The organism is Corallococcus aberystwythensis, from assembly GCF_003612165.1.
In the GTDB taxonomy this organism is placed as follows: Bacteria; Myxococcota; Myxococcia; order Myxococcales; family Myxococcaceae; genus Corallococcus; species Corallococcus aberystwythensis.
In genome coordinates, this window is record NZ_RAWK01000035.1 from 1 (window position 1) to 24978 (window position 24978).

Below are 24978 nucleotides of genomic sequence, written 5' to 3' on the forward strand. Positions count from 1 at the left end.
GCCCCGCGCGAAGCGCCCCGCGGCCTCCGCCCGCCCCGGGGCCGCCCGGGAGAGCGCTCCGGAAGCCCTGGAGGAGGAAGGGGAGGAGCTCGCCCAGGACCCGGACGCCCTGGAGCCGGACCTGGCGGAGCTGAACGAAGCCGAGGCGGAAATCGAGGAGGTGCCCACCCCGGTCCGCGCCCCCCGGCCCGCGGCCCTGATTCGCTCGGAGGGGGCCGCCCTCACCAACCGGGACCCGCTCCAGGCCTACATGGCCGAGGTGACGCGCCACCCCCTGCTCACCCGCGAGGAGGAGCACCGGCTGGCCAAGGAGTACCAGGCCACGGGGGACGTGCGGGCGGCCTACCGCCTGGTGGCCTCCAACCTGAGACTCGTGGTGAAACTGGCCCACGAGTACCACCGCAACCCCCTGTCCCTGCTGGACCTGGTGCAGGAGGGCAACATCGGGCTGATGCAGGCGGTGAAGAAGTACGACCCGGACCGGGGCGTGAAGCTCAGCTCCTACGCCGCCTGGTGGATCCGCGCGTACATCCTCCGCTACATCATGGACAACTGGAAGATGGTGAAGCTGGGGACCACCGAGGCCCAGCGGAAGCTCTTCTTCAAGCTGCGCCAGGAGCAGGAGAAGCTCGTCTCCCAGGGCTTCGAGGCCAGCCCGCGCCTGTTGGCCGAGCGGCTCAACGTCTCCGAGCAGGACGTGGTGGAGATGGACCAGCGGCTGGGGCACGACGAGATGTCCATCGACGCGCCGCTGGGAAACGACGGGGACTCGGGCTCCACCCGGGCGGACCGCTACCTGCCGTCCAACGCGGTGCCCGCCGACGAGCGCCTGGGCGCCGAGCAGCTCAAGGCCCTCTTCCGGGAGAACCTCAACGCCTTCGCCCAGACGCTGGAGGGCAAGGAGCGCTACATCTTCGAGCACCGCCTCACCGCGGATGAACCGCTCACGCTCCAGGACATCGGCGACAAGTACGGCGTCAGCCGCGAGCGCGCCCGGCAGATTGAGGCGGCCCTCATCAACCGGATGCGCGAGTTCATGCGCGAACGCATCCCGGACTTCGACATGGTGGCGGTGCCCAAGGGCTGACGCGAGGGAGGGCGCCCCCTCGCGAAGCCCGCCGCGCGCCTCCCTGCTACTTCCAGGGCCGGGAGATGATGCAGGCGTTGATGCCGCCCACGCCCATGGACAGCTTGCCCGAGCACCCCTCGGGCGCCGCCTGTTCCTCGTTGAAGACGAAGCGGCGGTGCACCTTGGCGATCTGCTTGTTGAGCTCCGGCGCTGCCAGCGGCGTGGGGAACACCTTGCCCGCCTCCGCGCCCAGGTACTGCGCCGTGAGCTCCCAGCCGCCGCCCGCGGACATGCCGTGGCCGAAGGTGCCCTTGCGCGCGGTGATCAGCACCGACTCCGGCAGCACGTCACGCAGGTTCTGCACCTCCAGGAAGTCACCCGGGGTGGCGGTGGCGTGCAGGTCCCAGCTGCCCACGTCCTCGGGCTGGCAGCCGGCGGCGTCCAGCGCCTCGCGGATGGCCAGGGTGGGGCCTTCCTTGGACGGGGTGATGATGTGGTCCGCGTCCGCGGTGACGCCCACGGCGACGGGCTCCAGGCCCAGCGCCTTGAAGCCCTTCTGGGTGAAGTGCTCGTAGTCGCCCACCACCCACACCACCGCGCCACCGGCGATGTGCGTGCCGCGCAGCGCGGTGAGGGGCTTGGACACGGCGGCGTCCGCGGAGATGACGCGCGCGTTGTAGAAGCCGCCCACCACCAGCGGGTTGGGCGCCGCGTCCGTCATGCCCAGCACGACGGCCTTCGCCTCGCCCAGGCGGATGGCGTTCATGGCCAGCTTCAGGCCGTAGCCGAAGGACGAGCACGCGGCCACCGGCGCGAACGTCATGCCGGTGATTTGACCCAGCATGGACACCTGGGACGCGGGCGTGTTGTGGATGTTCCACAGCACGTTGGAGGACACGGCGTTCCACGGCGGCTCGGGCGCGCTCCACTTCTTCTGGAGGCGCGCGTTGCGCGTGCGCTTCTCCTTGATGACGGCCAGCTTGGCGGACTCCACGTCGCCCTCGTCGGGCACGCCAATGGCTTCAATCTCGCGCAGCTCCTCCAGGTACTCGCGCAGCTCCGGCGAGCGGCCGGCCCAGAAGTGCCACCAGTCGTCCTCCGCCTTGTCGCGCTCCACCTCCTCGATGGTGGAGGGCTCCGGGGGCAGGCCGGGCAGCGGCTCGCGCGTCTCACGCCACTGGCGCACGGCGCCGTTGTGCTCCGGGGAGGCCCAGAAGCGGTCCCACCGGCGCTGGGCGCGGTAGAGGTCCAGGGAGATGTTCTGGATGGTGGGCAGGTCGCCCAGGCCGGTGCCCACGTAGACGTGGGCCTTGGTGCCCAGCGCCTGGAGCTCTTTTTCAATGCCCGGGTTCTGCGCGAGCGACTGGATGAAGGCGCCGATGGCGTACTGAGTGGGCTGCCCCATCTTCCGCTCCAGCTGGGAGAAGCGGTTGGCGGGGAAGCGCTCGTCAATCCACGGCTTGTAGTCCGCCAGGTTGAACGTGGGCGTGCCGACGAGGAAGTTGTCCGGACCGAAGCCGTTGAAGGGGGTCAGCCAAGTCTCGGACGACTCGAGGTTCTTCGCGAAGGCCTCGATGTTGGGGGAACGCGGGGCGACCACGCCCCAGCCGAAGATTCCGACTCTGCGCACGGGTGTTTCCTCCGCCGCCCGGGGGAAGGCTACAGCGGCTGGATCTTGAGGTTGTCGAAGTGGACGCGCGTCTGCCAGCCAGAGAAACCGAAGTGCCGGTTCCGGGGGCCGTAGAGCGGAGACGCGTCCTGGAGGGTGAGGAAGGGTTTGCCGTCCACTTCCCACGACAGGAGTCCATCCCGCCGGGTGATGCGGAAGTGGTAGCGCTGGCCGGGCACCACCGCGGCGCCGTCGCGCACGGCGCGGTCGTTGGTGTGCTCGTGCTGGCGGGCGATGATGGACTGGGTGTTGCGCCAGCCGCCGTAGATGAAGACGTAGCCGGTGGCGGTGTACTGCAGGCGCGGGTCGCCCGCGTAGAAGGAGCGGCCGTCGCCCCACGCCTCTACCTTCATGTCGCCGTCCGGGCTGTCACCCCAGGCGTCGAACTCGATGATGGCGTTCTCCGGGAGGGGCTTCTTCAGCCACACCGGGCGGTTGCCCACGTTCTGCACCACCAGCGCCCCGTCCTCCAGCTTCACGGCGGCGGGGTTCGTCACGTTCCACGCGTCGCCCAGCGTGTCGCGGTTGAAGTCGTCCTCGGAGGGGCCCGGGGGCAGGGCGGGCTCTTCCTTCGCCACCAGGGTGGCGGGCATGGAGTCCGGCGTGCCGATGCGCAGGTTGTCGAAGAACAGCTGCGACTCCCAGCCGGACAGGCCCAGCCGGTCATGCCCCTTGCCCTTGAAGGGGAACGGGTCGTCCAGCTCCGCCACCAGCTGTCCGTCAATGGCCCACTTGAGCACGTTGCCGCGCCGCTCGATGCGCCAGTGGTACGTGCGGCCGGACTGGATGGGCGCGCCCACGCGGGACTCCACGCGCATCGCGGTGTCCTTCTTGAAGACGCCGGTGGCGACGAGGTCCGCGCCCTGGCCGCCGCCCTTCTCCGCCACGCGCGCGGCCTTGCGCTGGAGCACCTCCAGCGAGGGGCCGTTGATGTCTCGCCGGGCGATGACGGACAGGCTGTTGTTCCACCCGCCCTGCACCAGCACGTAGCCGGAGGCCGGGTCGCGGCCGTTGCCGAACAGCTCCACGCGGATGTCGCCCTCGGGGTACTCCGGGCGCACGTCGAACTCCACCGCCACGTCATCCGGCAGCGGGGCCTGGAGCCACAGCGGGTTGTTCTTGGGCGCGGGGCCCAGCAGCTCCCCGTTCGTCACGCGCCAGTAGGCGCCGGTGGAGAAGAAGTCGCGGGCGACGACGGCCGGGTCGTTGAACGCCTGCTGGTAGGGGACCGTCGCGGTGACGTCCGCCTGGCCCCGGAAGAGCGCGTAGTGGATGAGCGGCAGCTGGATGAAGGCGACGGCGCCGGCGAGGACGGCCCAGCCCTTGCGGCCCATGCCCGCGGGCTTGCGCCACCCTTCATGGGGCACGGCGGAGGGGGCATCCGGGGAAGACGGGACGGAGGCCGCCGGGGGCGACCCTTCCTGCTTCTGCGTGTCCTTGTCCTTGCGGCTGGCCTGGCCCATCGATGCTCGAGGAAGGGGAGGGGGAAAGCCGGCGGAATCTACGCTCCGGCCCCCCCGGCGTAAAGGATTGCCGGGGAGGGGTTACTTGACCCCCCATCGCTTCTCGAGCGCCTGCTGCTCCGCCTGGCGCTGCTTCAGCCGCTGCTTCTCCGCCTTCTGTTGATCCGACTCCTTGGGTGAGGGGCGCACGGCGAGCTGGTAGATGCTGCCCGCCAGGGCGAAGAGGAGCGCGGCGATGATGACGCCCCACGGGCGGCTGGCCACCGCCTCCACCACCCCTCCGAACTGGTGCAGCGCCGCGAGCGCGCCAATCACCAAGAGCCACGCGCCCGCCGCGGACGCGACGATGCCGCTCACCTGCCGGTGGAGGATGGCGCCCACCAGACCGCCCACGATGAAGCCCGGCCCGAAGCCGAGCAGGAAGTCGCTGGGGCCTGCAATCTGGCCCGCCAGCAGCCCCAGCGGCACGCCCACGCCCACGAAGGTGACGGCGGGCGGGAAGAGGAAGCCCAGCGCCATCAGCGCCGCGGCGACCAGGGTGGGCAGGCGCGGATCCAGGTCCACCATGCCCAGCCGCTGGGTGACGGCGCCCGTCCACAGCAGGCCCAGCACCGCGCCCACCGGGCCCGCCACCGCGCGGAACAGCTTGCCGCCGCCCGCCAGCAGCAGCACCAGCCCCACGAGCGCGACCACCACGCCAACCCACATGGGCAGCAGCCGGTAGATGCCCACCCAGCCGGAGGGGTTGAAGGTCTGGTACGCCTTGAGCGCCTGGAGGAAGCCATCCATGGCGCGCCATCCTAGCGGCTGTGGCCGTCAGGAATAGCGGGTCAGGACCAGCCCCAGCAGCACCGCCAGGATGACCGCGCCCAGGAACGCGTATCCGTAGAGGGCGCGCGGCGTGGCGGTGGCGCGCAGCAGGTCTTCCGCCCGTTCGCGGTCTTCCGGGGATGGGCTGCCCGCGAGGATGCGCTGGGCGTCCTTCCGGGCACCGGCCACGTCACCGGCGTCCTTGCGGGCCCAGGCGGCGCGAACCGCGTCCGAGCCGGGGCCGCCGGAGGGGCCGCCTGAGTCCTCGGGGGGCGTCTGTCCGCCTTTCGCCATGGGGCGCGTCTATACCAGGGAATGCAGGCACCCGCCGACGGTATAAGCAGGTCCCCATGCCCGTGCGGCCCCTCTCCCGTCGAAACCTGCTTCTCGCCACGTCCGCGCTCGTCCCGCTGCTGTCCCGGCGTGCGGCCGCCTTCGGTGAGAAGAGCCGCTTCATCCCCGCCGTGGCCCGGCATGGGGGCCGCTGGGACGTCCGGCTGTCCGGCCTGCGCCGCCTTGCGTGGGAGCTCCAGCGACGCACGTCCGTGGAGGTGGTTCCGGACGCGCGCCCGTTCGCGCTGAGCAGCCCGGACCTCTTCGAGTATCCGTTCCTCTACTTCGGAGGGGACGGGGCCTTCCCGGCGCTGTCCGACGCGGAGGTGTCCAACCTGCGCCGCTACCTCACGTACGGCGGCTTCGTGTTCGGGGACGCCAACGACGGCAGCGACGGGGAGGGCTTCGACGCCAGCTTCCGCCGGGAGATGGCGCGCGTGCTGCCGCAGAGCCCGCTGAAGGAGGCGCCGTCGACGCACGTCGTCTTCAAGTCCTTCTTCCTGCTGGACGCGGCGCCGGGCCGCCTGCTGCACAAGCCGCTGCCGCTGGTGGCGAGCGTGGGCAAGCGCGCGGCGATCATCTACTCGCAGAACGACGTGGCGGGCGCGTGGAGCCGCAGCGAGTCCGGCGACTACGAGTTCGACGTGTCCCCTGGCGGCGAGCCGCAGCGTGAGCTGGCCATCCGCCTGGGCATCAACCTGTGCATGTACGCGCTCTGCCTGGACTACAAGGACGACGCGGTGCACCTGCCCCTCATCCTCAACAAGCGGCGCTGACAGTCCTTCTCGCGCGCGCACGACCGAATGAACTCCCCGTCCTTCAACGCGTGGAAGCTCGTCAGCCTCTCACCGCTGCCCGTCTGGGCGCTGGTGCTGCTGGGCGTGGGGCTGGTGCTGGGCATCGCGCTGGCGGCGTGGGGCGTGCGCCGCGAGCCGTCCCGGGGCCGCAAGCTGCTCCTGTGGGGCCTGCGCCTGGGCGCGGGCGTGGCGGCGTTCTTCTTCCTCCTGGAGCCCGGCATCCGGCACCTGCAGGTGGCGCGGATGAAGAACCGGGTGGCGGTGCTGGTGGACCGCAGTGCGTCCATGAACTTCCCGTCGGAGCCGGGCGGCCCCACGCGCAGCGCGCAGGTGGCGGCGTTCCTGGAGAAGGCCGCACCCACGTTCGCGTCCTGGCAGGACCGCTTCACGGTGGAGGTGTACGGGGTGGATCCGGAGCTGGCGCCGGTGACGGCCGCGCAGCTGGCCCAGGAGCCCGCGCGGGCGGGGACGACGGACCTGCTCGCGGCGCTGCGGTCCGCGGCGTCTGGAGGGCAGGGGGCGCGCAAGCTGTCCGGCGTGCTGTTGTTCAGCGACGGCGCGGACAACACGGAGTTGAAGGCGGGCGCGGTGGGCCGTGCACGCGCGGCGCTCACGGACCTGGGCGTGCCGGTGTCCACGTTCCTGGTGGGCCAGGAGGCGCTGAAGGACCTGTCGGTGGAGGGGCTGAAGGTGGATGACTTCGCCTTCGTGCGCAACTCGCTGACGGTGGAGGTGGAGATCCACGGGCGTGGCTTCGCCGGTCAGGACATCCCGGTCGTCTTGAGCCAGGAGGGCAAGACGGTGGCGAGCAAGCTGGTGCGGATGACCACCGGCGACGACGTGAAGCCGGTGTCCTTCACCTTCACGCCGGACCAGACGGGGCGGTTCGTCTACACGGTCACGGTGCCCACGTTCCCGGATGAAGCGGTGAGCGACAACAACAGCCGGTCGTTCACGCTGAAGGTCATTCGCGACCGCGTGCGCGTGCTGCTGGTGGTGGGCCGGCCGTCGTGGGACGAGCGCTTCCTGCGCGGGCTGCTCAAGCAGGACGCGAACGTGGACCTGGTGTCGTTCTACATCCTGCGTACGCTGTCGGACGACCCGGGCGTGTCGAACGAGCGCGAGCTGTCGCTCATCCCGTTCCCCATGGAGGAGATCTTCGACACGAAGCTGCACACGTTCGACGTCGTCATCTTCCAGAACTTCGGTTACTCGGACCCGTCGCTGTCCATCGCGGAGTACGAGCGCAACCTGGAGCGCTACATCCACGAGGGCGGCGCGTTCGTGATGATTGGCGGCGACAGCGTGCTGGGTGAAGGGCGCGCGGGGATGCCCACGTTGATGGAGGCGCTGCCGGTGGAGGCGGCGGGCCCGGCGAACGCGGATCCGTTCAAGCCGCGCCTGACGCCGGAGGGCCTGCGGCACCCGGTGACGTCCATTGGCACGGGCGCGGCGAGCACGGAGGGCACGTGGGGAGAGCTGGCGCCCATTCCGGGGGCGAACCTGACGCGGGCGCGGCCGGGCGCGACGGTGTTGATGGACCACCCGTTCCTGACGGTGGACGGGAAGAACGCGCCGCTCGTGTCGGTGTGGGACTACGGGCGGGGCCGGGCGATGGTGGTGGCGACGGACGCCACGTGGTCGTGGGCGTTCACGGCGCACCGGGATGGCTCACCGAACCGCGCGTATGACCGCTTCTGGGGCAATGCGCTGCGGTGGCTGGTGCGGGACCCGGACCTGACGACGCTGAAGGTGACGGCGGATCCGCCGTCGGTGGAGCCGGGGCGTCCGGTGGGCGTGGTGGTGCAGGCACGGATGGCGGACTACCAGCCGGCGGACGGTGCGCAGGTGCGGGTGGAGCTGTTCTCCGTGGCGACGCAGAAGCCGGTGGCGGTGCAGACGGGCACGACGGGGGCGGACGGCGTGGTGCGGGTGGAGTTCGCGCCGCCGGCGCCGGGGCCCTACAAGCTGCTCGCGTCCGCGAAGAAGGGCGAGACGGACCTGGGCAAGGGCGAGGACGCGGTGGCGGTGCGCGCGGTGGGCCCGGAGCTGTCGGACGCGTCGGTGCGGCCGGAGCTGATGGAGCAGATCGCCAGCGTCACGGAGGGCAAGGCGTACAAGCTGCCGCGTGACGGGATGCCGGACGTGCCCCTGTTGGATCCTCCGGTGGTGGAGGTGGGGCGCGCGAAGGACCAGCCGCTGTGGGACCGCTGGTACTACCTCGTGGCGCTCATCGCGCTGCTGGGCGCGGAGTGGTTCGCGCGGCGGCGGTTCGGGTACGTGTGAGCCCGGATGCGGCCCGGCCCCATTTCGGGGACCGGGAGCATTTTTCCGTGATGCGGTGACTACTGCGCCTTCTCCACCACGCCGCAGGCGATGCGGCCGCCGGCGTCGCCGGTGGGGTCGGTGTGGTAGTCGTCCAGCTTGGCGTGCACCATGAGCGCGGAGCCGTCCTTGTCGAGCAGCGACTTCACCTTGAGGTCGGCGATGAAGACGTCGAACTGCACCTTGCCGTCCTGGGGGACGTAGAGGTTGGGCAGGTCACCGGCGTGCTGGCCCTTGGGCGACAGCGCGCCGTGCTGCTTCTTCGTCGGGTTGAAGTGGCCGCCCGCCGTCTTGAACTCCGGCGCCTCGCACTTGCCCGTCTCGTGGATGTGGAAGGCGTGCTCGCCCGCGGGCAGGTTCATCAGCGTGCCCTTCACCAGCACGCCCTTGGGCGCCTGCTCCAGCATCACCTCGCCCACGTCCTTGCCCTGCGCGTCCTTCAGCGTCGCCTTCACCGTCTCGCCCTTCTTGATGGCGGGCTTCGTGCCCGCGTCCGTGGGGGCCGGCGTCCCGGCGTCCTGGGCCAGGGCGGGCGTGGAGAGGAGGGCGGCGGCAACCAGCAGGGGACGGATCATCATGTCTCGGAGACTCCAGGGATTGGGTTACCCAGCGGCGCGGGACACTACCCGCCACCCGTGCCCGTCGCTGGAGAATGTCCGTTCCCGTGCATCCGGTGATGGAGAGTCATCACTCCGGCAGCGGGCCCTCCAGCGGCACCGGCACCACCCGGGACGCTCCGAACGCGGGTGCCCACACCCGCTGCACCGGCGCCCCGTTCAGGAAGCGCATCACCGCGCGGAACGCCGCCTCCGGACCGCCCAGTCCTTCCGCCCACGCGCTTCCCCTCGGCGACAGGTTCGGCACCAGCGGGCCCAGGGACTCGCGCGACGTGGCGCCCCGGGTGATGCCCAGGCCCTCATCCCGGATCCGCTGGGGGACGTACAGCGGCGCGAAGCGCGCGTGGCGGTGGTCGTGCACGCAGCCGGGCTCCTCCAGCAGCGCCGCGGACAGGGGCAGCTCCCGCACGTTGAACAGCAGCTTCACCGCGTCCTGGTGCGGATCATACGGGCCGCGCAGCCGGTGGTCGCCTCGGGGAATCAGCCGCCGGTCCAGGTAGCAGAACGCCTTCGCCTCCGGAGGCAGGGCGCCCCGGTGCCTTGCGCCGCCGTAGCGGAAGAAGGGCCGCACGTGGCTTGCGTCCACCTCCAGCGCCGGCCCCTGCTTCAGCGCGCGCAGCTTGGGCAACAGCGCGGGCTCCAGGCCGTGCTCGCGCGCGAAGTCCTCCAGCGTGTCCTGCGTCGCCGCGCAGAAGGCCCGGAGGCGCGCGAGCAGCCGGTCCCGGTCCGCGTCCACCAGCAGCTCGTCGAAGCGCGTCTTCACCCCGGGCAGGCTCACCGGGATGAGCGTGGTGAGCAGCTCGCCCCGCGCCCGCCAGTCCGCGTCCAGCGCCGCGGCCTCCTGCGCGATGGGGGACAGCCGCCACTCGGGGGACTCGGGTGTGAAGCACTGGCCCACGCCCTTGTGTTCGTAGCGGGGCGCGGACGCGGCGGCTCCGGACCGCGACGTCCACACCGTGATGCACGTGCGCACCTGCGTGCCCGTGAAGATGCCCGGGCCCAGGTCCACCACCTCACGCAGGTGGAGCGCTTCCAGCAGCGCGTGGCGCAGGGGCGCGTAGATGAACGACTCCAGCAGGCTCGCGGGCGTGATGAAGGCGAGGACACCTGGCCGCGCCGTCAGCCGCTTCATGGCGACCAGGAGGAAGAACGCGAAGTCGTCCCGGAGGCTCGTGCCCGGTGGCATCGCCAGCGGCACCAGGGCTCGCAGCCGCGCGTAGCAGGCCGCGTCCTTCAGCACCGCGGAGGTGCCGTTGTAGGGCGGGTTGCCCACCCATAACTCCGCGTGCCCTTCCGGCGTCTCCGCGAGCAGCGGCTCCAGTCCGCCCCGGAGCGCGTCCCCCACGCGCACGTCCGCGCCCGGCACGCGGGCCTGGCACAGGCGGGCGACGCCGGCGTCCAACTCCAGGCCGCACAGCCTCGCGTCCGGCCGGTGCCGCGCGGCGGCGGCGAGGAAGGCCCCCGCGCCACAGGCCGGGTCCACCACCGTGAGCGGCCCGTCACCCAGGTGCGCCAGCGCCAGCGCCAGCGTGCGCTCCACGATGGGCGCGGGCGTGTAGAACGCGCCCACCGCCTTGCGGTTGATGTCGGGGAACTGGTGGACCAGCCGTTCCTCGTCCAGCTCGGGCGTGTCGATGGCGCGGGCCATGCGCGGCCATCCTAGACGGATTCACCCGGTGGGCCGCGAGGGGGTCCAGTCCAATGCCGTACCGCAGCGTTTGCAATGACGCGCATCCAGGTCATGACCCTGTGCGCCACAACCGGGGCAGGCCTGTGTGTTGAGGGGCGGACGCGTGGCGGCGGCGAGCTCCACCGACACGATGCCGGTGGGCACCGCGATGATGCCGTAGCCCATCACCATCAGGATGGACGCGAGGAACTGCCCCAGCACCGTCTTGGGCGTGATGTCCCCGAAGCCCACCGTCGTCATCGTCACGATGGCCCAGTACATGGAGCGGGGGATGCTGTCGAAGCCGTGCTCCTCGCCCTCCACCAGGTACATGACGGCGCCCATGATGACGTCGATGCTCAGCACCGTGCCCAGGAAGACGATGATCTTCGGGCGGCTGGCGCGCAGGGCCGTCAGCAGCACCTCCGCCTGGCCCAGCAGGTGCCCCAGCTTGAGGATGCGGAAGACGCGCAGCAGGCGCAGCACACGGATGACCAGCAGCGTCTGCGCGCCGGGGAACAGCACGCTCAGGAACGACGGCAACAGCGCCATCAGGTCCACGATGCCGAAGAAGCTGCGCGCGTAGTGCAGCGGCTGGCGTACGGCGATGAGCCGCAGCACGTACTCCAGCGCGAAGAGGACCGTGAAGACCCACTCGGCGGTGTGCAGCCAGGAGCCGTAGCCCGTGCGCACCTGGGCGACGCTCTCCAGCATCACCGCCACCACGCTGAACACGATGGCCCAGAGCAGGGCGATGTCGAACGCCTTCCCCGCGGGGGTGTCCGCTTCGAAGATGACCGTGTGCAGGCGGGCGCGGAAGCCGCTCGGGGGGCTCTGTTCGGAAGGACGGTCCACAGGCCGCGCAGCTTAGGCGCTGCGCTTCCGGAACGTTCAACATCCGCCCAGCCCCTGGACCGGAGGCCGCGTTGCCTGCGTCCGCTGGCGGGTCCAGCTTCCCGGGTCTCCTCCTCCCGGGGACCGGAAATCGTCCAGCGCATGATCCGAATCCTCGACGTCGTGCCTGTGTGGCTGCTCGCCCTGGGGGTGATGGGCATCCTCTTCCTGAGCATGGAGGCCGGCTACCGGCTCAGCCACCGCAAGCCGGGACTCGACGAGGCCCCGACGCTCCAGGCTTCGGTGCTGGGCCTGGTGGCGCTGCTGCTCGCCTTCTCCTTCTCCATGGCGGCGGAGCGCTACAGCCTGCGCCGCGCCCTCGTCGTCCAGGATGCGAACGCTATTGGCACGCTCTACCAGCGCATGGGTTTTCTCCCCGAGCCCACGCGCGGTGAGATGCGGGCCGGCTTGCGCCGCTACACCGACCTGCGGGTCGAGGGCTACGACGCCGCGGCGGAGCCGGAGCGCTTCGCGAAGTTGCTCCAGGAATCGGAGGTGCTCGGGGACGCGCTCTGGTCGCGCCTGGAGGGAGTGGCGCCCCAGCTTCCGACCGGGGTCCTGATGCTCAATTCCGAGGCCCTCAACGAGGTACTGGACACCGCCGAAGAGCGCCTGGCTGCGGCCCGGAACCTCATCCCGACCTCCATCTTCGCCCTGCTGCTCATCGGGATGCTCGGCTCGGGAGTGCTCCTGGGGTACCGGCCGGAGGCGCGCCAGCGCGGGCTTCTCTCCTGGACCCTGTTCGTGGTCATCCTGACCGCTGTGATGTTCACCCTCCTGGACCTGGACCTCACCACGCGAGGCCGCATCCGCGTGGATCAGCGGCCCATGCGGGCGCTCCGGGAGAAGCTGCACGCCAATCCCTGACGCACGCCGAGAGTTCCACGGCGTACCTTGGACCCGTTCAGACAAGGGTGTGGCGGGGGCCATCCATCGCACTCCTCAGCTCCGCGACGTGCAGCGCGTGGCCGCAGCCCGCGCGCTGGCTTGCGGAACGTTCACGGTCATCCCTGGCCCTGGACCCGTGGGCGCGTTGCCTCCACCGGCTTCCGGGCCCACCGTTGCTGCCCTCCAGGATTCGTGGAGTGGAGGCCTCCCGGCGCGATGCGACTCGTTGAATTGCTGCCCACGTGGATGATGGCCCTGGTGGTGATGGCCCTGCTCCTGGCGAGCCTGGAGGTCGGCTTCCGGCTCAGTCACCGCAAGGAGGGGCTCGATGAGATAACGGCGCTCCAGTCCTCGGTGCTCGGCATGGTGGCGCTGCTGCTCGCCTTCTCCTTCTCCATGGCCGCGGACCGGTACACCCTGCGCCGCGACCTCGTCGTCAAGGAGGCGAACGACATTGGCACGCTCTACCTGCGCGCGAGCTTCCTTCCGGAGCCCACGCGCACCGAGATGCGGACCCGGTTGCGCCACTACGTCGACGTCCGGCTGGAAGGCTACGCGGATGCGGGGAACCCGGAGCGCTTCAAGCAGCGGCTGGCGGAGTCGGATGCGATCCAGGACCAGCTCTGGTCCCTGCTGGAGGGGGTGGCGCCCCAGCTCCCGACCGCCGTCATGACCCTCACCACGGAGGCCCTCAACAACGTGCTGGACGTCTCCGAGGAGCGCCTGGCGGCGGCCCGCAACATCATCCCGAACACCGTCTTCATCCTGCTGCTCATCGGGATGCTCGGCTCGGGGGTGCTCCTGGGGTACCGGCCGGAAGGGCATGTGCGTGGGCCGCTCGCCTGGATCATCTTCGTGGTGGTGCTGACCGCCGTGACGTTCACCCTCGTGAACATGGACGTCCCCCTGAGCGGCCACCTCCGCGCGGACCAGGCCCCGCTGCGCAACCTCCAGATACAGCTGGGCTCCAGCCACTGAAGACGCCTGCCGCGGGCAATCGGCGCGCGGGCCGTCCGTTCCAGGGGCATGCGGACCCTGAACGACACCCGGAAGCGCGCCCCCCTCTCCCTCCTGGGACTGGGCCTGGCGCTGGCGGCCCTCCCAGCTCTCGCGGAGGGGGCACCGCCTACGCCGCAAGACGTCATGCGGGAGGCCCGCCGCAGCGTGCTGACGGACGGCATCGAGCGGGCGGAGGCCGTGCGCATCGGCGGCATCGACCAGTGGATTTCCGTGCGCGGACGCCACAAGGACAACCCGCTGCTGCTCTTCCTGCACGGCGGGCCGGGCTTCACCGCGCTGCCCACCGCGTACTTCTACCAGGGCGAATGGGAGGAATATTTCACCGTCGCGCACTGGGACCAGCGCGGCGCGGGCAAGACGTACGCCCTCAACCCGCCGGACAAGGTGCGCCCCACCATGACGGTGGACCGCATGGTCGCGGACACGGAAGAAGTCGTCGCGTACCTGCGCAAGACGTACGGCAAGAAGCGCATCGTGCTCGTGGGCCACAGCTGGGGCACGATGCTGGGCGTGCGGCTCGTGCAGAAGCACCCGGACTGGTTCGACGCCTACGTCGGCATCGGCCAGGGGCTGGACGTTCCGAGGAACGAGGTCCTGGGCTACGAGGCCACGCTCGCCGCGGCGAAGGCGGACGGCAACACCAAGGCCATCGCGGACCTGGAGTCCATTGCCCCGTTCCCGGACCCCAAGGACCCCGCGCGCACGCTGGCCAACCTGCACAAGGAACGCCGCTGGCGCTCGCACTATGAGACGCACGGCTGGCGCGCGCCGGACTGGCACGGCGCGGAGGTCTGGCGCTACAGCCCGGACGTCACCGACAAGGACATGCAGGCGCGCGACGAGGGCCTGGACCTGAGCCTCGCGGCGTTCTGGGGACCCATCACCCAGATGAACCTCACGAAGGCGAACCGCTTCGCCGTGCCCGTCGTCTTCTTCCACGGCCGGCATGACCGCACCACGTCCGCGCAGCTGCTGGAGGCCTGGTATCCCACCGTCCAGGCCCCGTCGAAGAAGCTCGTCTGGTTCGAGGACTCCGCGCACATGGTCCACGAGGAGGAGCCCGGCAAGGTGCTCGTCCACCTGGTGCAGGACGTGCTCCCGCTCACGCGCGGGAAGTAGTCACGGGGACGAAAGGCCGAGCAGCCTCAATCCTTGTGCGGAGCCTCCGGGATGCCAGGAGGCACCCGTCCCGCGACGCCCGTGGGCACCGTCACGGGCGGCGTCACCACCGCGCCCACGTGCATGCGGTGCTCCACCTCCGCGAACCTGCGTGACGCCTCGTCTTCCGGTGACAGCAGGGACACCAGCCAGCCCACCAGGAACGACAGCGGGATGGTGACGATGCCCGGGTTCTTCAGCGGGAAGAGGGCGGACGCGTTGCCCAGCAGCTCCACCTGCACCGTGGGCGACAGGAAGATGAGCAGCACCGCGCTGATGGAGCCCGTCAGCATGCTGGCCACCGCGCCCTTGGTGGTGAAGCCCTTCCACAGCATGGACAGCAGCAGCGCGGGGAAGTTCGCGCTCGCCGCGATGGCGAACGCCAGCCCCACCATGAAGGCCACGTTCTGGTTCTTGAAGACGACGCCCAGGACGATGGCCAGGATGCCCAACAGCAGGCTGGAGATGCGCGCCACCTTGAGCTGCTCCGCCTCCGGCGCGTGCCCCTTGCGCACCACGCTGGACCACAGGTCGTGGGACAGCGCCGCCGCGCCTGACAGCGTCAGGCCCGCCACCACCGCGAGGATGGTGGCGAAGGACACCGCGGAGATGAAGCCCAGGAAGCCCGTGCCGCCCACGGCCTCCGCCAGCATGGGCGCCGCCATGTTGCCGCCCTTGTCCACGCCGACAATGGCCTGACGGCCCACCAGCACGGACGCGCCGAAGCCCAGGATGAACGTCACCAGGTAGAAGAAGCCGATGAGGCCCGTGGCGTAGAACACGCTGGTGCGCGCCGCCTTCGCGTCCGGCACCGTGTAGAAGCGCATCAGGATGTGCGGCAGGCCCGCCGTGCCGAACATCAGCGCCACGCCCAGGGAGACGGTCTCCAGCGGATTGGACACCAGCTTGCCCGGCGCCAGCGCCTCCGGGCCGTAGCGGTTCACCGCCTCGCTGAAGAGGGCCGTGGGGCTGAAGCCGAACCTGGACAGCACCGCGACCGCCAGCGCCGTCGCGCCGCCCAGCAGCAGCACCGCCTTGACGATTTGAACCCACGTCGTGGCGATCATCCCGCCGAACAGCACGTAGAGGATCATCACCGCGCCCACGATGACCACGGCCGTCTCGTAGGAGAGGCCGAACAGCAGGCGGATGAGGTTGCCCGCGCCCACCATCTGGGCAATCAGGTAGAAGACGACGACGGTGAGCGTGCCCACCGCGGCGGACAGGCGCACCGGGGTCTGCTTCAACCGGTACGCCACCACGTCCGCGAAGGTGTACTTGCCCAGGTTGCGCAGGGGCTCCGCGATGAGGAAGGTCACCACCGGCCAGCCCACCAGCCAGCCCACGGAGTAGATGAGCCCGTCAAAGCCAGACGTGGCCACGAGCCCCGCGATGCCCAGGAAGCTGGCGGCGCTCATGAAGTCCCCGGCCAGCGCGAAGCCGTTCTGCGCCGCGCTGATGCCGCCGCCAGCGGCGAAGAACTCAGACGTCGTCTTGGTCTTGCGCGCGGCCCAGTACGTGATGGCCAGCGTGATGCCGACGAAGAGGAGGAAGAAGAAGATGGCCGTGGTGTTGGGCTGGCCAATCCGTGTGCCCGCGGTCGAGGGATTCATGGGGGGCCTCTTTCAGCGGCGCAGTTCGTCGAGCGCGCGGTCGTACTTGCGGTTCGCCCACAGCATGTAGACACCCGTCAGCACCCAGGCGAGCAGGATGGTGAGCGCCCCCAGCACGATGCCGACGGACAGCCCGGGGATGAACTGGTGCCCCATCAGCGGCCGGTTGAATGCCACGAGCAGGATGAAGCCCAGGTAGGCGACGAGCATCGCCACCGTCAGCGCGCCGGCCACGCGCCAGCGCCTCGCGGCCAGCGCCTTCAGCAGGTCGTCCTTCGAATTGCCATACATCGGTGCACTCCGTTCATCAGTAGAAGAGCTGGAGCTGGGCGGTGCCGGTGATGCCCGTGGTCGCGTGGGCGATGTCCCCCACGCGCGATACGGCCACCTCCGTCTTCAGGTTGAAGGTGTGCTTCTGGAACCAGAGGTTGAAGCCGGGCCGGAACGAGAGCAAGTCCTGCGCCGCCACGCGCCCGTTGAAGTACTCGCCGGTGAAGACGGGCTCGATGATGCCGATGCGGTAGCCCAGCTCCACGAAGAAGCCGGTGCCGCTGCGCACGTTGTCGTAGCCCTGCTGCCAGGAGAAGACGTTGCTCTGGAAGACGAACTCCTGGTCGTCACCCACGGGGATGTCCAGGAACACGTCCGCCGCCATGGCCACCGCGTCGTGCACGCCGGAGGCGGTGGCGATGACGTTGTACTGGTAGTCCGCGCCCACGCCGAACGACAGCATGGGCTGGTCCGTGAAGTAGATGCCGCGCAGGAACTGGTCGTACTCGTGGCCCCAGACGTTGTAGCGCGCGTGGCCCACGACGCGCGGCAGGTCGTCCGCGTTGACCACCTGGCCGTTCTCCAGCTTCGCGCCCTCCACGCCGTTGAGGATGGCGGCGCGGTACGTCCACGGGCCCGCGAAGCCGCGCACCTGCACGCCCATGTCGCGCCACACCTTGCCCACGCCTGGCGGGTAGCGGATGAGGTCGGAGTGGTAGTCCACCGTCTGGAGCGCGATGGCACCCTGCAGCGCGTGGTGCGACAGCGGCGCGAGGATGAAGCCCGCCTCCACCCACGTCTTGTCGGCGAACTCGTACGCGATCGTCGCGTCCTGGATGTAGAAGGCGACGTTGTAGTCGCCGTTCTTGCCGAAGTTCGGCTGGTCCGTGTCGATGAAGAACGACAGCCTCTTCGTGATGGAGCCGAAGACGAGCAGCCGCACGCGGCGCAGGAAGAAGTCCGTTCCCACGCCGCCCGTGGGCGCGCCGTCCTTGATGAGCTGCATTTGTGGATGCAGCAACACGTCGACGTTGAGGACCGCGTCCTCGCCAAGCTGGATCTTCCCTGCCGCCGCCGGCAGCGCGGTCAGCAGGGTCGTCAGCACCAGGAACCGCGACAGGGCAGGGGGGACGGGGCGCATGGGTCCCCATCCCCTGAGCAACGCCCGTTCCACTCGCGTGCACTCCGGGTTTCAGGACCTTGGAGGTTGGCTCGCTGTGTCAGGGTGCGGCGGAAGGTGACAGGACGTTACCCCCCGCAACGATTCGTGCAGCGCGTCGTCACACTGGGGATGCCCTACGACTCGTACAGGGAGACGTTGCACTGTGTGCTGACGAACTGGCACTGCAGCTCCTCCGCGGCGCCGTTGACGAAGAAGTAGAGCGTGTTGCCCGCGTCGGGGGTGGAGCGCGTGCAGTAGAAGTTCTGCTTGCGAGCAACCGCCGTGCCCGGGACCTCTCCCTCGTTCGACGTGTCGAAGCGACCGGGCCTCGGACGCGGGTGCGCGGGGCGCCGTGATAAGCCGGCAGGCCATGGCTCCCCCGGACGTGCCCCCGTTCTCCGAACTGCCCCAGTTCACGCTCGAGCGTGAATCGCTGCGGCTGCTCCCCGAGTCCTTCTGCCGGCGGCTGGGCGTCGCGGTGATGGGCAAGGTGGTGGCTGGCAACGACACCGAGCCCGTGACGGTGGCGATGCTGGACCCGGAGGACGAGTCCGTCCGCTACCGCATCGCGGACTTCCTGCGCCGGCCGGTGCGGCCCGTGCGGCTCAACCGCTACGAAATCGACGCCGCGCTGGAGGTGGGCTTCGGCGCGGGGATGCACGCGTCGGTGGACGTGGTGTTGAAGGCGGGCACGCCGCTGTCCCCCTGGCCCACGCCGGTGGAATTGGTGAACCACGTGCTCGCGGTGGCGGTGGCGCAGAACGCGTCCGACATCCACCTGGAGAGCTACACGGATGACGTCGACCTGCGCTACCGCATCGACGGCATCCTGCACCAGACGTACACGGACATCTCCCCGGACACGCTGCCGGAGGTGGTGAGCCGCATCAAGGTGATGGCGGGGCTGGACATCGCGGAGAAGCGGCGGCCCCAGGACGGCCGCCTGCGCGCGCTCTACGAAGGGCCCGCGGGGCGGAAGTTCGTGGACTTCCGCGTGAGCGTGGTGCCCTCCCCGGCGGGCGAGGACGTGGTCATCCGCCTGCTCGACGCCACGGTGGGGCTGGTGCCGGTGGAGAAGTTGGGGATGACGCCGGAGGTGCAGGCCACGGTGCTGCGGCTCTTGAGCAACCCGGAGGGGCTGGTGCTGGTGACGGGCCCCACCGGCAGCGGCAAGACGACGACGCTGTACGCGGCGCTGGCCCGGCTCAACGACGGGCGCAAGAAGATCATCACCGCGGAGGACCCCATCGAATACGTGGTCCCCAAGGTGAACCAGAAGCAGGTGTCGCCGCAGATGCCGCACCTGACGCTGCTGCGCGCGCTCCTGCGGCAGGACCCCAACGTGATGCTCGTGGGGGAGATTCGCGACCTGGAGACGGGCAGCACCGCGCTGATGGCGGCGTCCACGGGCCACGTGGTGCTGGGCACGCTGCACACGGCGGATGCCATTGGCGCGGTGAGCCGCCTGCGCGGATTGAAGCTGGAGGATGGCGACATCTCGGAGGCGCTGCTCGCGGTGCTGGCGCAGCGGCTGGTGCGGCGCATCTGCCCGGAGTGCTCCGCCCCCACCACGCCGACGGCGGATCAGCTGACGCTCCTGGGGCCGCTGCTGGACGGTGTGCAGCCCCGGGCGGGGCAGGGCTGCGAGGCGTGCCGCCACACGGGCTTCAAGGGCCGCGTGGGCCTCTATGAGCTGCTGGTGGTGGACCCGGAGCTGCAACTGCTCATCGCCACCGGGGCTCCGGGCGTCCAGCTGCGCCGGCACGCGCGGGCGCGGGGCTTCCGCACGCTGGTGGAGGACGCGCTGGCGAAGGTGGCGGCCGGCGTCACCACGCTGCATGAGCTGACGCGCGTGGTGCCCTACCGCTACCTCCTCACGGCTCGGGAGGAGCGTCAGGCTTCGGGGGAGCCTGCGTCTCCGCGTCCATGTCTGGAGGCAGCATCACGGTGAAGGTCGAGCCCTCGCCGGGGGTGCTCCGCACCTGGACGGTGCCGTGGAGGGCCTCCACGATCTGCTGGGTGATGAAGAGGCCCAGCCCCAGGCCCCCGTAGTTGCGCTCGGAGACGGCGCGCACGAAGCGCTCGAAGACGCGCGGCTGGTCCTCCTGCGAAATGCCGATGCCCTCGTCGCGCACGCTCAGGACGGCCAGGCCTGCCTCCTTGCGGACGCGGACATGGACGGGTTTACCGGCGCCGTACTTGAGCGCGTTGGTGAGCAGGTTGGTGATGACCTGATCCACACGGGCCCGGTCCCAGTTCCCCTCGACGGGGGTGGGGGCCTCCAGCGTGACCGAGCAGCCGACCTGCGCGGACTGGGGCGCGTAGCGGACCACCACGTCCCTCGCGAGCGAGGCCAGGTCCATGGGCGCCCGGTCCAGCCGCAGCTGGCCCACGCTGATGCGCGACACGTCCAGCAGGTCCTCGATGAGGTCCGACAGCTTGCGCACCTGCCGGCGGGCCACCTCCAGGTCGCGCGCGATGCGCTCCACGGGCAGGGTGGCGGAAGGGTTGTTCTCCACGGTGCGCAGCAGGGCCGTGAGCTTCAGCTGCAGCGGGGTGAGCGGCGTCTTCAGCTCGTGCGAGGCGACGGAGAGGAACTCGTCGCGGGCGCGCACGGCGTCGCGCAGCATCTCCAGCTCACGGCGCTCCTGGGTCTGCTTGCGCTGGGTGATGTCGCGCGTCACCTTGGCGAAGCCCCGGAGGTTGCCTTGCGAGTCGTACAGCGCGGTGAGCACGACGCTGGCCCAGAAGAGGCTGCCGTCCTTGCGGATGCGCCAGGCCTCCTCCTCGAAATGGCCCTCGCGGGCGGCCACCTGGAGGGCGTGCCAGGGCTTGCCGCGCGCCACGTCCTCCGGGGGGAAGAAGCGGCTGAAGTGCTGGCCGATGATCTCGTCGGCTTTGTACTGCTTGAAGCGCTCGGCGCCGGCGTTCCAGGTGGAGACGCGGCCTTCCGGGTCCAGCATGTAGATGGCGTAGTCCTGGATGTGCTCGACGAGCAGGCGGAAGCGCTCCTCGCTCTGCTGCAGGTGCTCCTGGGTCTGCTTGCGCTCGGTGAAGTCGCGCGTCACCTTGCCGTAGCCCACGAGCTGGCCCTGCGAGTCGCGCATCGAGGTGATGACGATGTTGGCCCAGAAGAGGCTGCCGTCCTTGCGCACGCGCCAGCCCTCCTCCTCGAAGCGGCCCTCGCGGTTGACGATCTCCAGATCCATCTGGGGCTTGCCGCTGGCGATATCCTCGGGCGGATAGAAGCGGCTGAAGTGCTGTCCGAGGATCTCCTCGGCCCGGTAGCCCTTGATGCGCTCCGCGCCAGTGTTCCAGCTCATGATGTAGCCGGCCGGATCCAGCGTCAGGATGGCGTAGTCCTTGACGCTGTCGATGAACAGGCGCAGCTGCGCATCCATGTCGCGGATGGCATGGGGGCCTGCGTATGCGATGTCGCCACCGCTGGTGGACGAGGGCGACGGGCTGTCGTCCAGGGGACTCCTCATGGGGTCCTAGCGTAACGCACCGGCCGGGTCGTTCGTGGAGGAACGATTCTTCAGAGTCATCCACCCGCCAACCCTGCCGGGGGCCAGGCTTCCGAGCAGAGCGGAAGCTCACACCCTGCGTGGATCCCGGGGTGTTTCACGGGCCCGGATTGAGCCTGGGTCCAATAAAGTGTCGGGTGCCGGCAGGACCGGGCGGAGGGCCAGGCTAGGGCTCGCGAGGGACGTAGCTCAGGAAGACGACGCCGCTGTCGACCGTGCGGGTGCCGGTGAGCCGCAGCCGGTGGGGCGCGAAGCCCGCGTCGACGAGGCGGATGCCATTGCCCGCGATGACGGGGTTGAGCTTGATGATGTACGCGTCGATTTCGGGGAACAGCTCGGCCGCGAGCTGGCCGCCGCCGCACAGCCAGATGCCCAGGCCATCCCGGGCCTTGAGCTCGCGCACGGTGGCGAGCGGCGTGCTGGAGAGGTTGACGCCGGGGTCGGGGCTCTGGGTGAGGGTGCGGGAGAAGACGTAGTGCTCGAGGTGCGGGTACGCGTTGGTGACGCCCGCGTCCAGGCCGACCTGATAGGTGTGCCGGCCCTCCAGCACGGTGTCGAAGTGCTTGCCCGGGCCCGTGAGGCCCCTGTGTGCGCGGTAGCTCGCGGGAAGCGTCTCCGGGTACTCGGCGGCGATGGCGTCCAGGTAGTCCGGCTCCATGACGAAGTAGTCGAACGCCCCGGTGGGCGAGGCGATGAATCCATCGAGAGAACTGGCGATGTAATAGGTCAGTTTCCGCATGGGCGTGCTTCCTCCTGGGGGTAGGGCTTAGCACTGCGTGGGCAAGCGCGGCTGGTAGAACGGCGGCACCGGTTGCCCGCACGGGGACCGTGGAGGAGGGAGTTCCATGCGAGTCCTGTGGTTGTTGGGAGGAATGGTGCTGGGTTCGGTCCTGACGCTCATCACCGGGGTCGCGCTGTGGCTGCATGACACAGGGCCAACGCGGAATTTGATCGAGGTGCGCGTGGAGAACCGCACCGGCCAGGACGTGCGAGAGGTGCGCATCGAGCACGGCCACGGCCAGGTCCTCCACCGGCCGCTGGGAAAAGGGAACACCGTGGCCCTGGCCTATCCGGCCGTCGGCGAGTCGTCGTACAGCCTCATCGCCGTGCTGGAGGACGGCCGCGAACTGCGAGGCGGCGCTGGCTACATCGAGCGTGGGGCGCGGACGCGGGAAGTGCTGGAGCCGGAGCGGGTGGTCTCGTCGGATCCGTGAGATGGGGCTGACGCGATGGAACGACGCTTCTTCGAAATGGACATCGACGTGTACGTACCGGGACGGTGGTACTTCAAGACACCGACCCACCTCGACGGTCAGCCACTGGATAACCCCTGGGTATTCACGCGCGGGACGCCCATACCTTCTCCGGGGCTGTTGCGTATTCCGCTCTCCCGTCCTGGGAAGCCCCTGGACTTCACGTCCGCGGGCGTAGGGGGCACGCCCGTTCTCAGTACCCGGACCGCAGATGTTTTTCGTGCGCTGGCCCCCAACGACGTGCAGCTCTTTCCCGTGCAGGTTGATGGCCAAACCGAGCCCTATTTCCTCCTGGTCGTAGCGCGCACGGTCCGCTGTGTGGACGAGGCCGCGAGTGAAGAGGTCAAGCTCTGGAGACCTGAGGACGGGCAGCCCGAGAAGGTCGGGGGGTACCGGTACATCGTCGGGCTGCGTATCGACAAATCACGGGTTTCTGACGAGCGCGTGTTCCGCCCGTGGGGATTTCGGTCCGCGCTCATCGTCGATGGAGGACTGAAGGACGCCCTGGAGCGGACCGGCATCGTGGGAGGACAGTTCGTCGAGGTCTGAGTAGAACCCGGGCCCATGGAACTTCGGGACCCGGAGCAGGCGGTCGTGTCGGAACCGTGGACTTCGGAGGGCGCATGAAGCCCTGGGCAATGGCCTTGCTGCTGTGGCTTGCGGCAGGCTGCGCGACGACGCGCGTGGTGAACCTCGACACGGGCCGGGGCAGTCCCATCGCCTATGCGCCGGCGGAAACGGAGCCGGTCCGGATTGACGAGGAGGCGTTCAAGGACGCCGTCACCCGGCTCGTGCTGGAGCTGAAGCTGGATATCGCGCGTCAGGAGGACGGACGGCGGTCCCTGCTCGCATCGGCGGGAGGCATCGTTGATGGGGCTCAAGGCCGGCAGGCGCTTCGCCTGAGCAATGCCTTCCCCCTGGACCCGATGGGGCGGCGGAGGATGGCGCTCTCCTTCGCGCTCGATACGGTCTGGGCGGGGGTGGGGGACGCGATGGAGGAGTTGATGGACCCTGCCGCGCTCCGGGCCATGGTCACGACGATGATTGGCACCGCGATGGTGATGCTGGTCGCGCCAGAGCCCATCACCAAGCTGGTCGCGGTGATGCTGACGGCCTCGCTCATCGCGTATCTGGGCACAGGGCCCGTGTGGAACATGGGACAGGCCTTCTTGCGACTCATGGACGAGTCGCGGGACGCCCGAGACGTTGCCGCACTGGAGGAGGCGGGGCATCGCTTCGGACGGGTGCTCGGGAGCAATGGCGCGCGGGTGCTGGTCCTCGTCGCGATGACGGCGCTCGGTGGCAGGAGCGCGATGGCTGCGCAGGGGCCGCGGATGCCGGGCTTCCCACAGGCGGCTGTGAGAGCGGAGGTCGAGGGCGGGTTCCTGCTGTCGCGGGCGATGGCCGGTGAGGTGCGTTCCATCTCCCTGTCGTCGGCGGGAGTGCTCAACGTCACGTTGGCTCCCACCGCCGTGGCGGCCGTCGCCATGGGGCCCGGAGGCGGCATCCAGGGCGACCTGGAGGGAGATGTTCATCACATCTGCACGGACAAGAACGAGGTGTCGGAGCTGTCTGGTGGGCCCTGGACGCCCATCTTCGAAGACATCTTCCAGTCCGCCGGAATGAAGCTCTCCGACGGCGTGAATCAAGTGCGAATTCAGGGGCACCAGGGACCACATCCACGCGAGTACCACGCCGAGGTGCTGGCCCGGATCCGGCTTGCCATGCAGGGATGCCAGGACCCCGGGCAGTGCCGGGCTGCCTTGGTTGGCGAACTGGCGAGGATCGCGAAAGACCTCGTGACTGCGGGAACCAAGCTGCGGAAGCTCATCACGAAGAACCCCAAGGGCTGAGCAGCCATGCCGCGACACTTTTTCGAGCTCGACTTCGACATCGCTGTGCCGGACCGCTGGTACCTGCGTGAGCCCACCGACCTGGAGGGGAAGACGGTTCCGGATATCTGGGCATTCGTGTCCGGAAGGCCTGTCGTGGACCCAGGGCCGCTGCGTGTTCCGCTGTCCCGGCCCGGCCAACCGCTGGACTTCGACAAGACGACGGTGGCCGGGACGCCCATCGTCAGTGGGCGGATTGCATCCGTGTTCCGCGAGTTGGCACCGGACGACGTGCAGCTCCTCCCGGTGGAAGTCCAAGGGCAGGCCGAGCCGTTCTTCCTGCTCAACGTGATGCGCGTGATCCGCTGCATTGACGATGCGGCCTGTGAGGAAGCCCGGCTCTGGTCGCCCGAGGATGGACGTCCCGACAAGGTGGGGGAGTACCACGTTGTTTCCGGCTTGCGCATCGACACCGCGAAGGTGGGCAGCGCTGTCGTTTTCCGGCCCTGGGGATATCTCCTGCCCATCATCCTGGATGGACAGCTCAAGGACGCCCTGGAACAGACCGGCATCGTGGGAGGACAGTTCGTCGAGGTGTAGAACCCGGGC

At 69.6% G+C, this 24978-nt stretch carries 23 protein-coding genes; 11 read left to right on the forward strand and 12 right to left on the reverse strand.

Features of this window, described 5'->3' with window-relative positions; all coding sequences use genetic code 11:
• Positions 1–1087 (forward strand): sigma-70 family RNA polymerase sigma factor (locus D7W81_RS07775; RefSeq protein ID WP_244227047.1); only part of this gene is annotated, 1087 nt, incomplete at its 5' end.
• A gap of 46 nt (positions 1088–1133) precedes the next feature.
• On the opposite strand, the gene D7W81_RS07780 is transcribed toward D7W81_RS07775, so the two are convergent.
• The 4 genes from D7W81_RS07780 to D7W81_RS07795 form a co-directional block, all read right to left on the reverse strand.
• A complete protein-coding gene (locus D7W81_RS07780) occupies positions 1134–2699 on the reverse strand; it encodes a beta-ketoacyl synthase N-terminal-like domain-containing protein (protein ID WP_120554697.1) in 1566 nt (521 codons plus the stop codon).
• A 29-nt stretch (positions 2700–2728) separates the two neighbouring features.
• A complete protein-coding gene (locus tag D7W81_RS07785) occupies positions 2729–4201 on the reverse strand; it encodes a DUF6250 domain-containing protein (RefSeq protein ID WP_120554698.1) in 1473 nt (490 codons plus the stop codon).
• 81 nt (positions 4202–4282) lie between these two features.
• Positions 4283–4990, reverse strand: coding sequence for a hypothetical protein (locus D7W81_RS07790; protein ID WP_120554699.1), 708 nt, complete (start codon positions 4988–4990; stop codon positions 4283–4285).
• A 27-nt stretch (positions 4991–5017) separates the two neighbouring features.
• On the reverse strand, positions 5018–5305 hold the full coding sequence (locus tag D7W81_RS07795) for a molecular chaperone DnaJ (RefSeq protein WP_120554700.1): 288 nt from the start codon (positions 5303–5305) through the stop codon (positions 5018–5020).
• Between the two features lie 56 nt (positions 5306–5361).
• Between D7W81_RS07795 and D7W81_RS07800 the strand changes: the two genes are divergently transcribed.
• Both D7W81_RS07800 and D7W81_RS07805 read left to right on the forward strand, forming a co-directional pair.
• A complete protein-coding gene (locus tag D7W81_RS07800; RefSeq protein WP_120554701.1) occupies positions 5362–6120 on the forward strand; it encodes a DUF4159 domain-containing protein in 759 nt (252 codons plus the stop codon).
• Positions 6121–6147: 27 nt separating this feature from the next.
• Entirely contained in the window at positions 6148–8427 is a 2280-nt protein-coding gene (locus D7W81_RS07805) for a glutamine amidotransferase (protein ID WP_120554702.1), read from the forward strand.
• A 59-nt stretch (positions 8428–8486) separates the two neighbouring features.
• Here the strand turns inward: D7W81_RS07805 and D7W81_RS07810 are convergent, their stop codons facing one another.
• The 3 genes from D7W81_RS07810 to D7W81_RS07820 all read right to left on the reverse strand — a co-directional run bounded on the left by D7W81_RS07810 (position 8487) and on the right by D7W81_RS07820 (position 11607).
• The gene (locus D7W81_RS07810) at positions 8487–9044 is read right to left on the reverse strand and encodes a superoxide dismutase family protein (RefSeq protein ID WP_120554703.1); all 558 of its coding nucleotides are present in this window, start codon (positions 9042–9044) and stop codon (positions 8487–8489) included.
• A gap of 109 nt (positions 9045–9153) precedes the next feature.
• A complete protein-coding gene (locus tag D7W81_RS07815) occupies positions 9154–10731 on the reverse strand; it encodes an N-6 DNA methylase (protein ID WP_120554704.1) in 1578 nt (525 codons plus the stop codon).
• A gap of 21 nt (positions 10732–10752) precedes the next feature.
• Entirely contained in the window at positions 10753–11607 is an 855-nt protein-coding gene (locus D7W81_RS07820; protein WP_120554705.1) for an ion transporter, read from the reverse strand.
• A gap of 141 nt (positions 11608–11748) precedes the next feature.
• Here D7W81_RS07820 and D7W81_RS07825 point away from each other — a divergent pair, with 141 nt between their 5' ends.
• The 3 genes from D7W81_RS07825 (at position 11749) to D7W81_RS07835 (ending at position 14673) form a co-directional block, all read left to right on the forward strand.
• Positions 11749–12513 carry a bestrophin-like domain gene (locus D7W81_RS07825; RefSeq protein ID WP_120554706.1) on the forward strand — a complete coding sequence of 255 codons (765 nt, stop codon included), beginning with the start codon at positions 11749–11751 and terminating at the stop codon, positions 12511–12513.
• Positions 12514–12750: 237 nt separating this feature from the next.
• Complete coding sequence (locus D7W81_RS07830) at positions 12751–13512, forward strand: bestrophin-like domain (RefSeq protein WP_147445378.1); 762 nt, start codon at positions 12751–12753, stop codon at positions 13510–13512.
• A gap of 48 nt (positions 13513–13560) precedes the next feature.
• On the forward strand, positions 13561–14673 hold the full coding sequence (locus D7W81_RS07835) for an alpha/beta fold hydrolase (RefSeq protein ID WP_120554708.1): 1113 nt from the start codon (positions 13561–13563) through the stop codon (positions 14671–14673).
• Positions 14674–14699: 26 nt separating this feature from the next.
• On the opposite strand, the gene D7W81_RS07840 is transcribed toward D7W81_RS07835, so the two are convergent.
• The 3 genes from D7W81_RS07840 to D7W81_RS07850 are packed head-to-tail and all read right to left on the reverse strand — an operon-like array spanning position 14700 to position 17736.
• The gene (locus D7W81_RS07840) at positions 14700–16325 is read right to left on the reverse strand and encodes a sodium:solute symporter family transporter (RefSeq protein WP_120554709.1); all 1626 of its coding nucleotides are present in this window, start codon (positions 16323–16325) and stop codon (positions 14700–14702) included.
• Between the two features lie 12 nt (positions 16326–16337).
• On the reverse strand, positions 16338–16616 hold the full coding sequence (locus D7W81_RS07845) for a DUF485 domain-containing protein (protein ID WP_120554710.1): 279 nt from the start codon (positions 16614–16616) through the stop codon (positions 16338–16340).
• A 16-nt stretch (positions 16617–16632) separates the two neighbouring features.
• Entirely contained in the window at positions 16633–17736 is a 1104-nt protein-coding gene (locus tag D7W81_RS07850; protein WP_120554711.1) for a porin family protein, read from the reverse strand.
• Positions 17737–18127: 391 nt separating this feature from the next.
• Between D7W81_RS07850 and D7W81_RS07855 the strand changes: the two genes are divergently transcribed.
• On the forward strand, positions 18128–19708 hold the full coding sequence (locus D7W81_RS07855) for a GspE/PulE family protein (RefSeq protein ID WP_120554712.1): 1581 nt from the start codon (positions 18128–18130) through the stop codon (positions 19706–19708).
• Here D7W81_RS07855 and D7W81_RS07860 read toward each other — a convergent pair.
• Both D7W81_RS07860 and D7W81_RS07865 read right to left on the reverse strand, forming a co-directional pair.
• Positions 19632–21245: a sensor histidine kinase gene (locus tag D7W81_RS07860; RefSeq protein WP_120554713.1), complete on the reverse strand. Its 1614-nt coding sequence runs from the start codon at positions 21243–21245 to the stop codon at positions 19632–19634. The genes D7W81_RS07855 and D7W81_RS07860 overlap by 77 nt on opposite strands.
• 205 nt (positions 21246–21450) lie before the next feature.
• Positions 21451–22023 carry a dihydrofolate reductase family protein gene (locus D7W81_RS07865; RefSeq protein ID WP_120554714.1) on the reverse strand — a complete coding sequence of 191 codons (573 nt, stop codon included), beginning with the start codon at positions 22021–22023 and terminating at the stop codon, positions 21451–21453.
• 106 nt (positions 22024–22129) lie between these two features.
• Here D7W81_RS07865 and D7W81_RS07870 point away from each other — a divergent pair, with 106 nt between their 5' ends.
• The 4 genes from D7W81_RS07870 to D7W81_RS07885 all read left to right on the forward strand — a co-directional run bounded on the left by D7W81_RS07870 (position 22130) and on the right by D7W81_RS07885 (position 24969).
• On the forward strand, positions 22130–22498 hold the full coding sequence (locus tag D7W81_RS07870; protein WP_147445379.1) for a hypothetical protein: 369 nt from the start codon (positions 22130–22132) through the stop codon (positions 22496–22498).
• A gap of 15 nt (positions 22499–22513) precedes the next feature.
• Positions 22514–23086: an imm11 family protein gene (locus tag D7W81_RS07875; RefSeq protein WP_120554716.1), complete on the forward strand. Its 573-nt coding sequence runs from the start codon at positions 22514–22516 to the stop codon at positions 23084–23086.
• A gap of 74 nt (positions 23087–23160) precedes the next feature.
• The gene (locus D7W81_RS07880; protein ID WP_120554717.1) at positions 23161–24390 is read left to right on the forward strand and encodes an AHH domain-containing protein; all 1230 of its coding nucleotides are present in this window, start codon (positions 23161–23163) and stop codon (positions 24388–24390) included.
• 6 nt (positions 24391–24396) lie between these two features.
• Positions 24397–24969, forward strand: coding sequence for an imm11 family protein (locus D7W81_RS07885; RefSeq protein WP_120554718.1), 573 nt, complete (start codon positions 24397–24399; stop codon positions 24967–24969).
• Positions 24970–24978 lie beyond the last annotated feature (9 nt).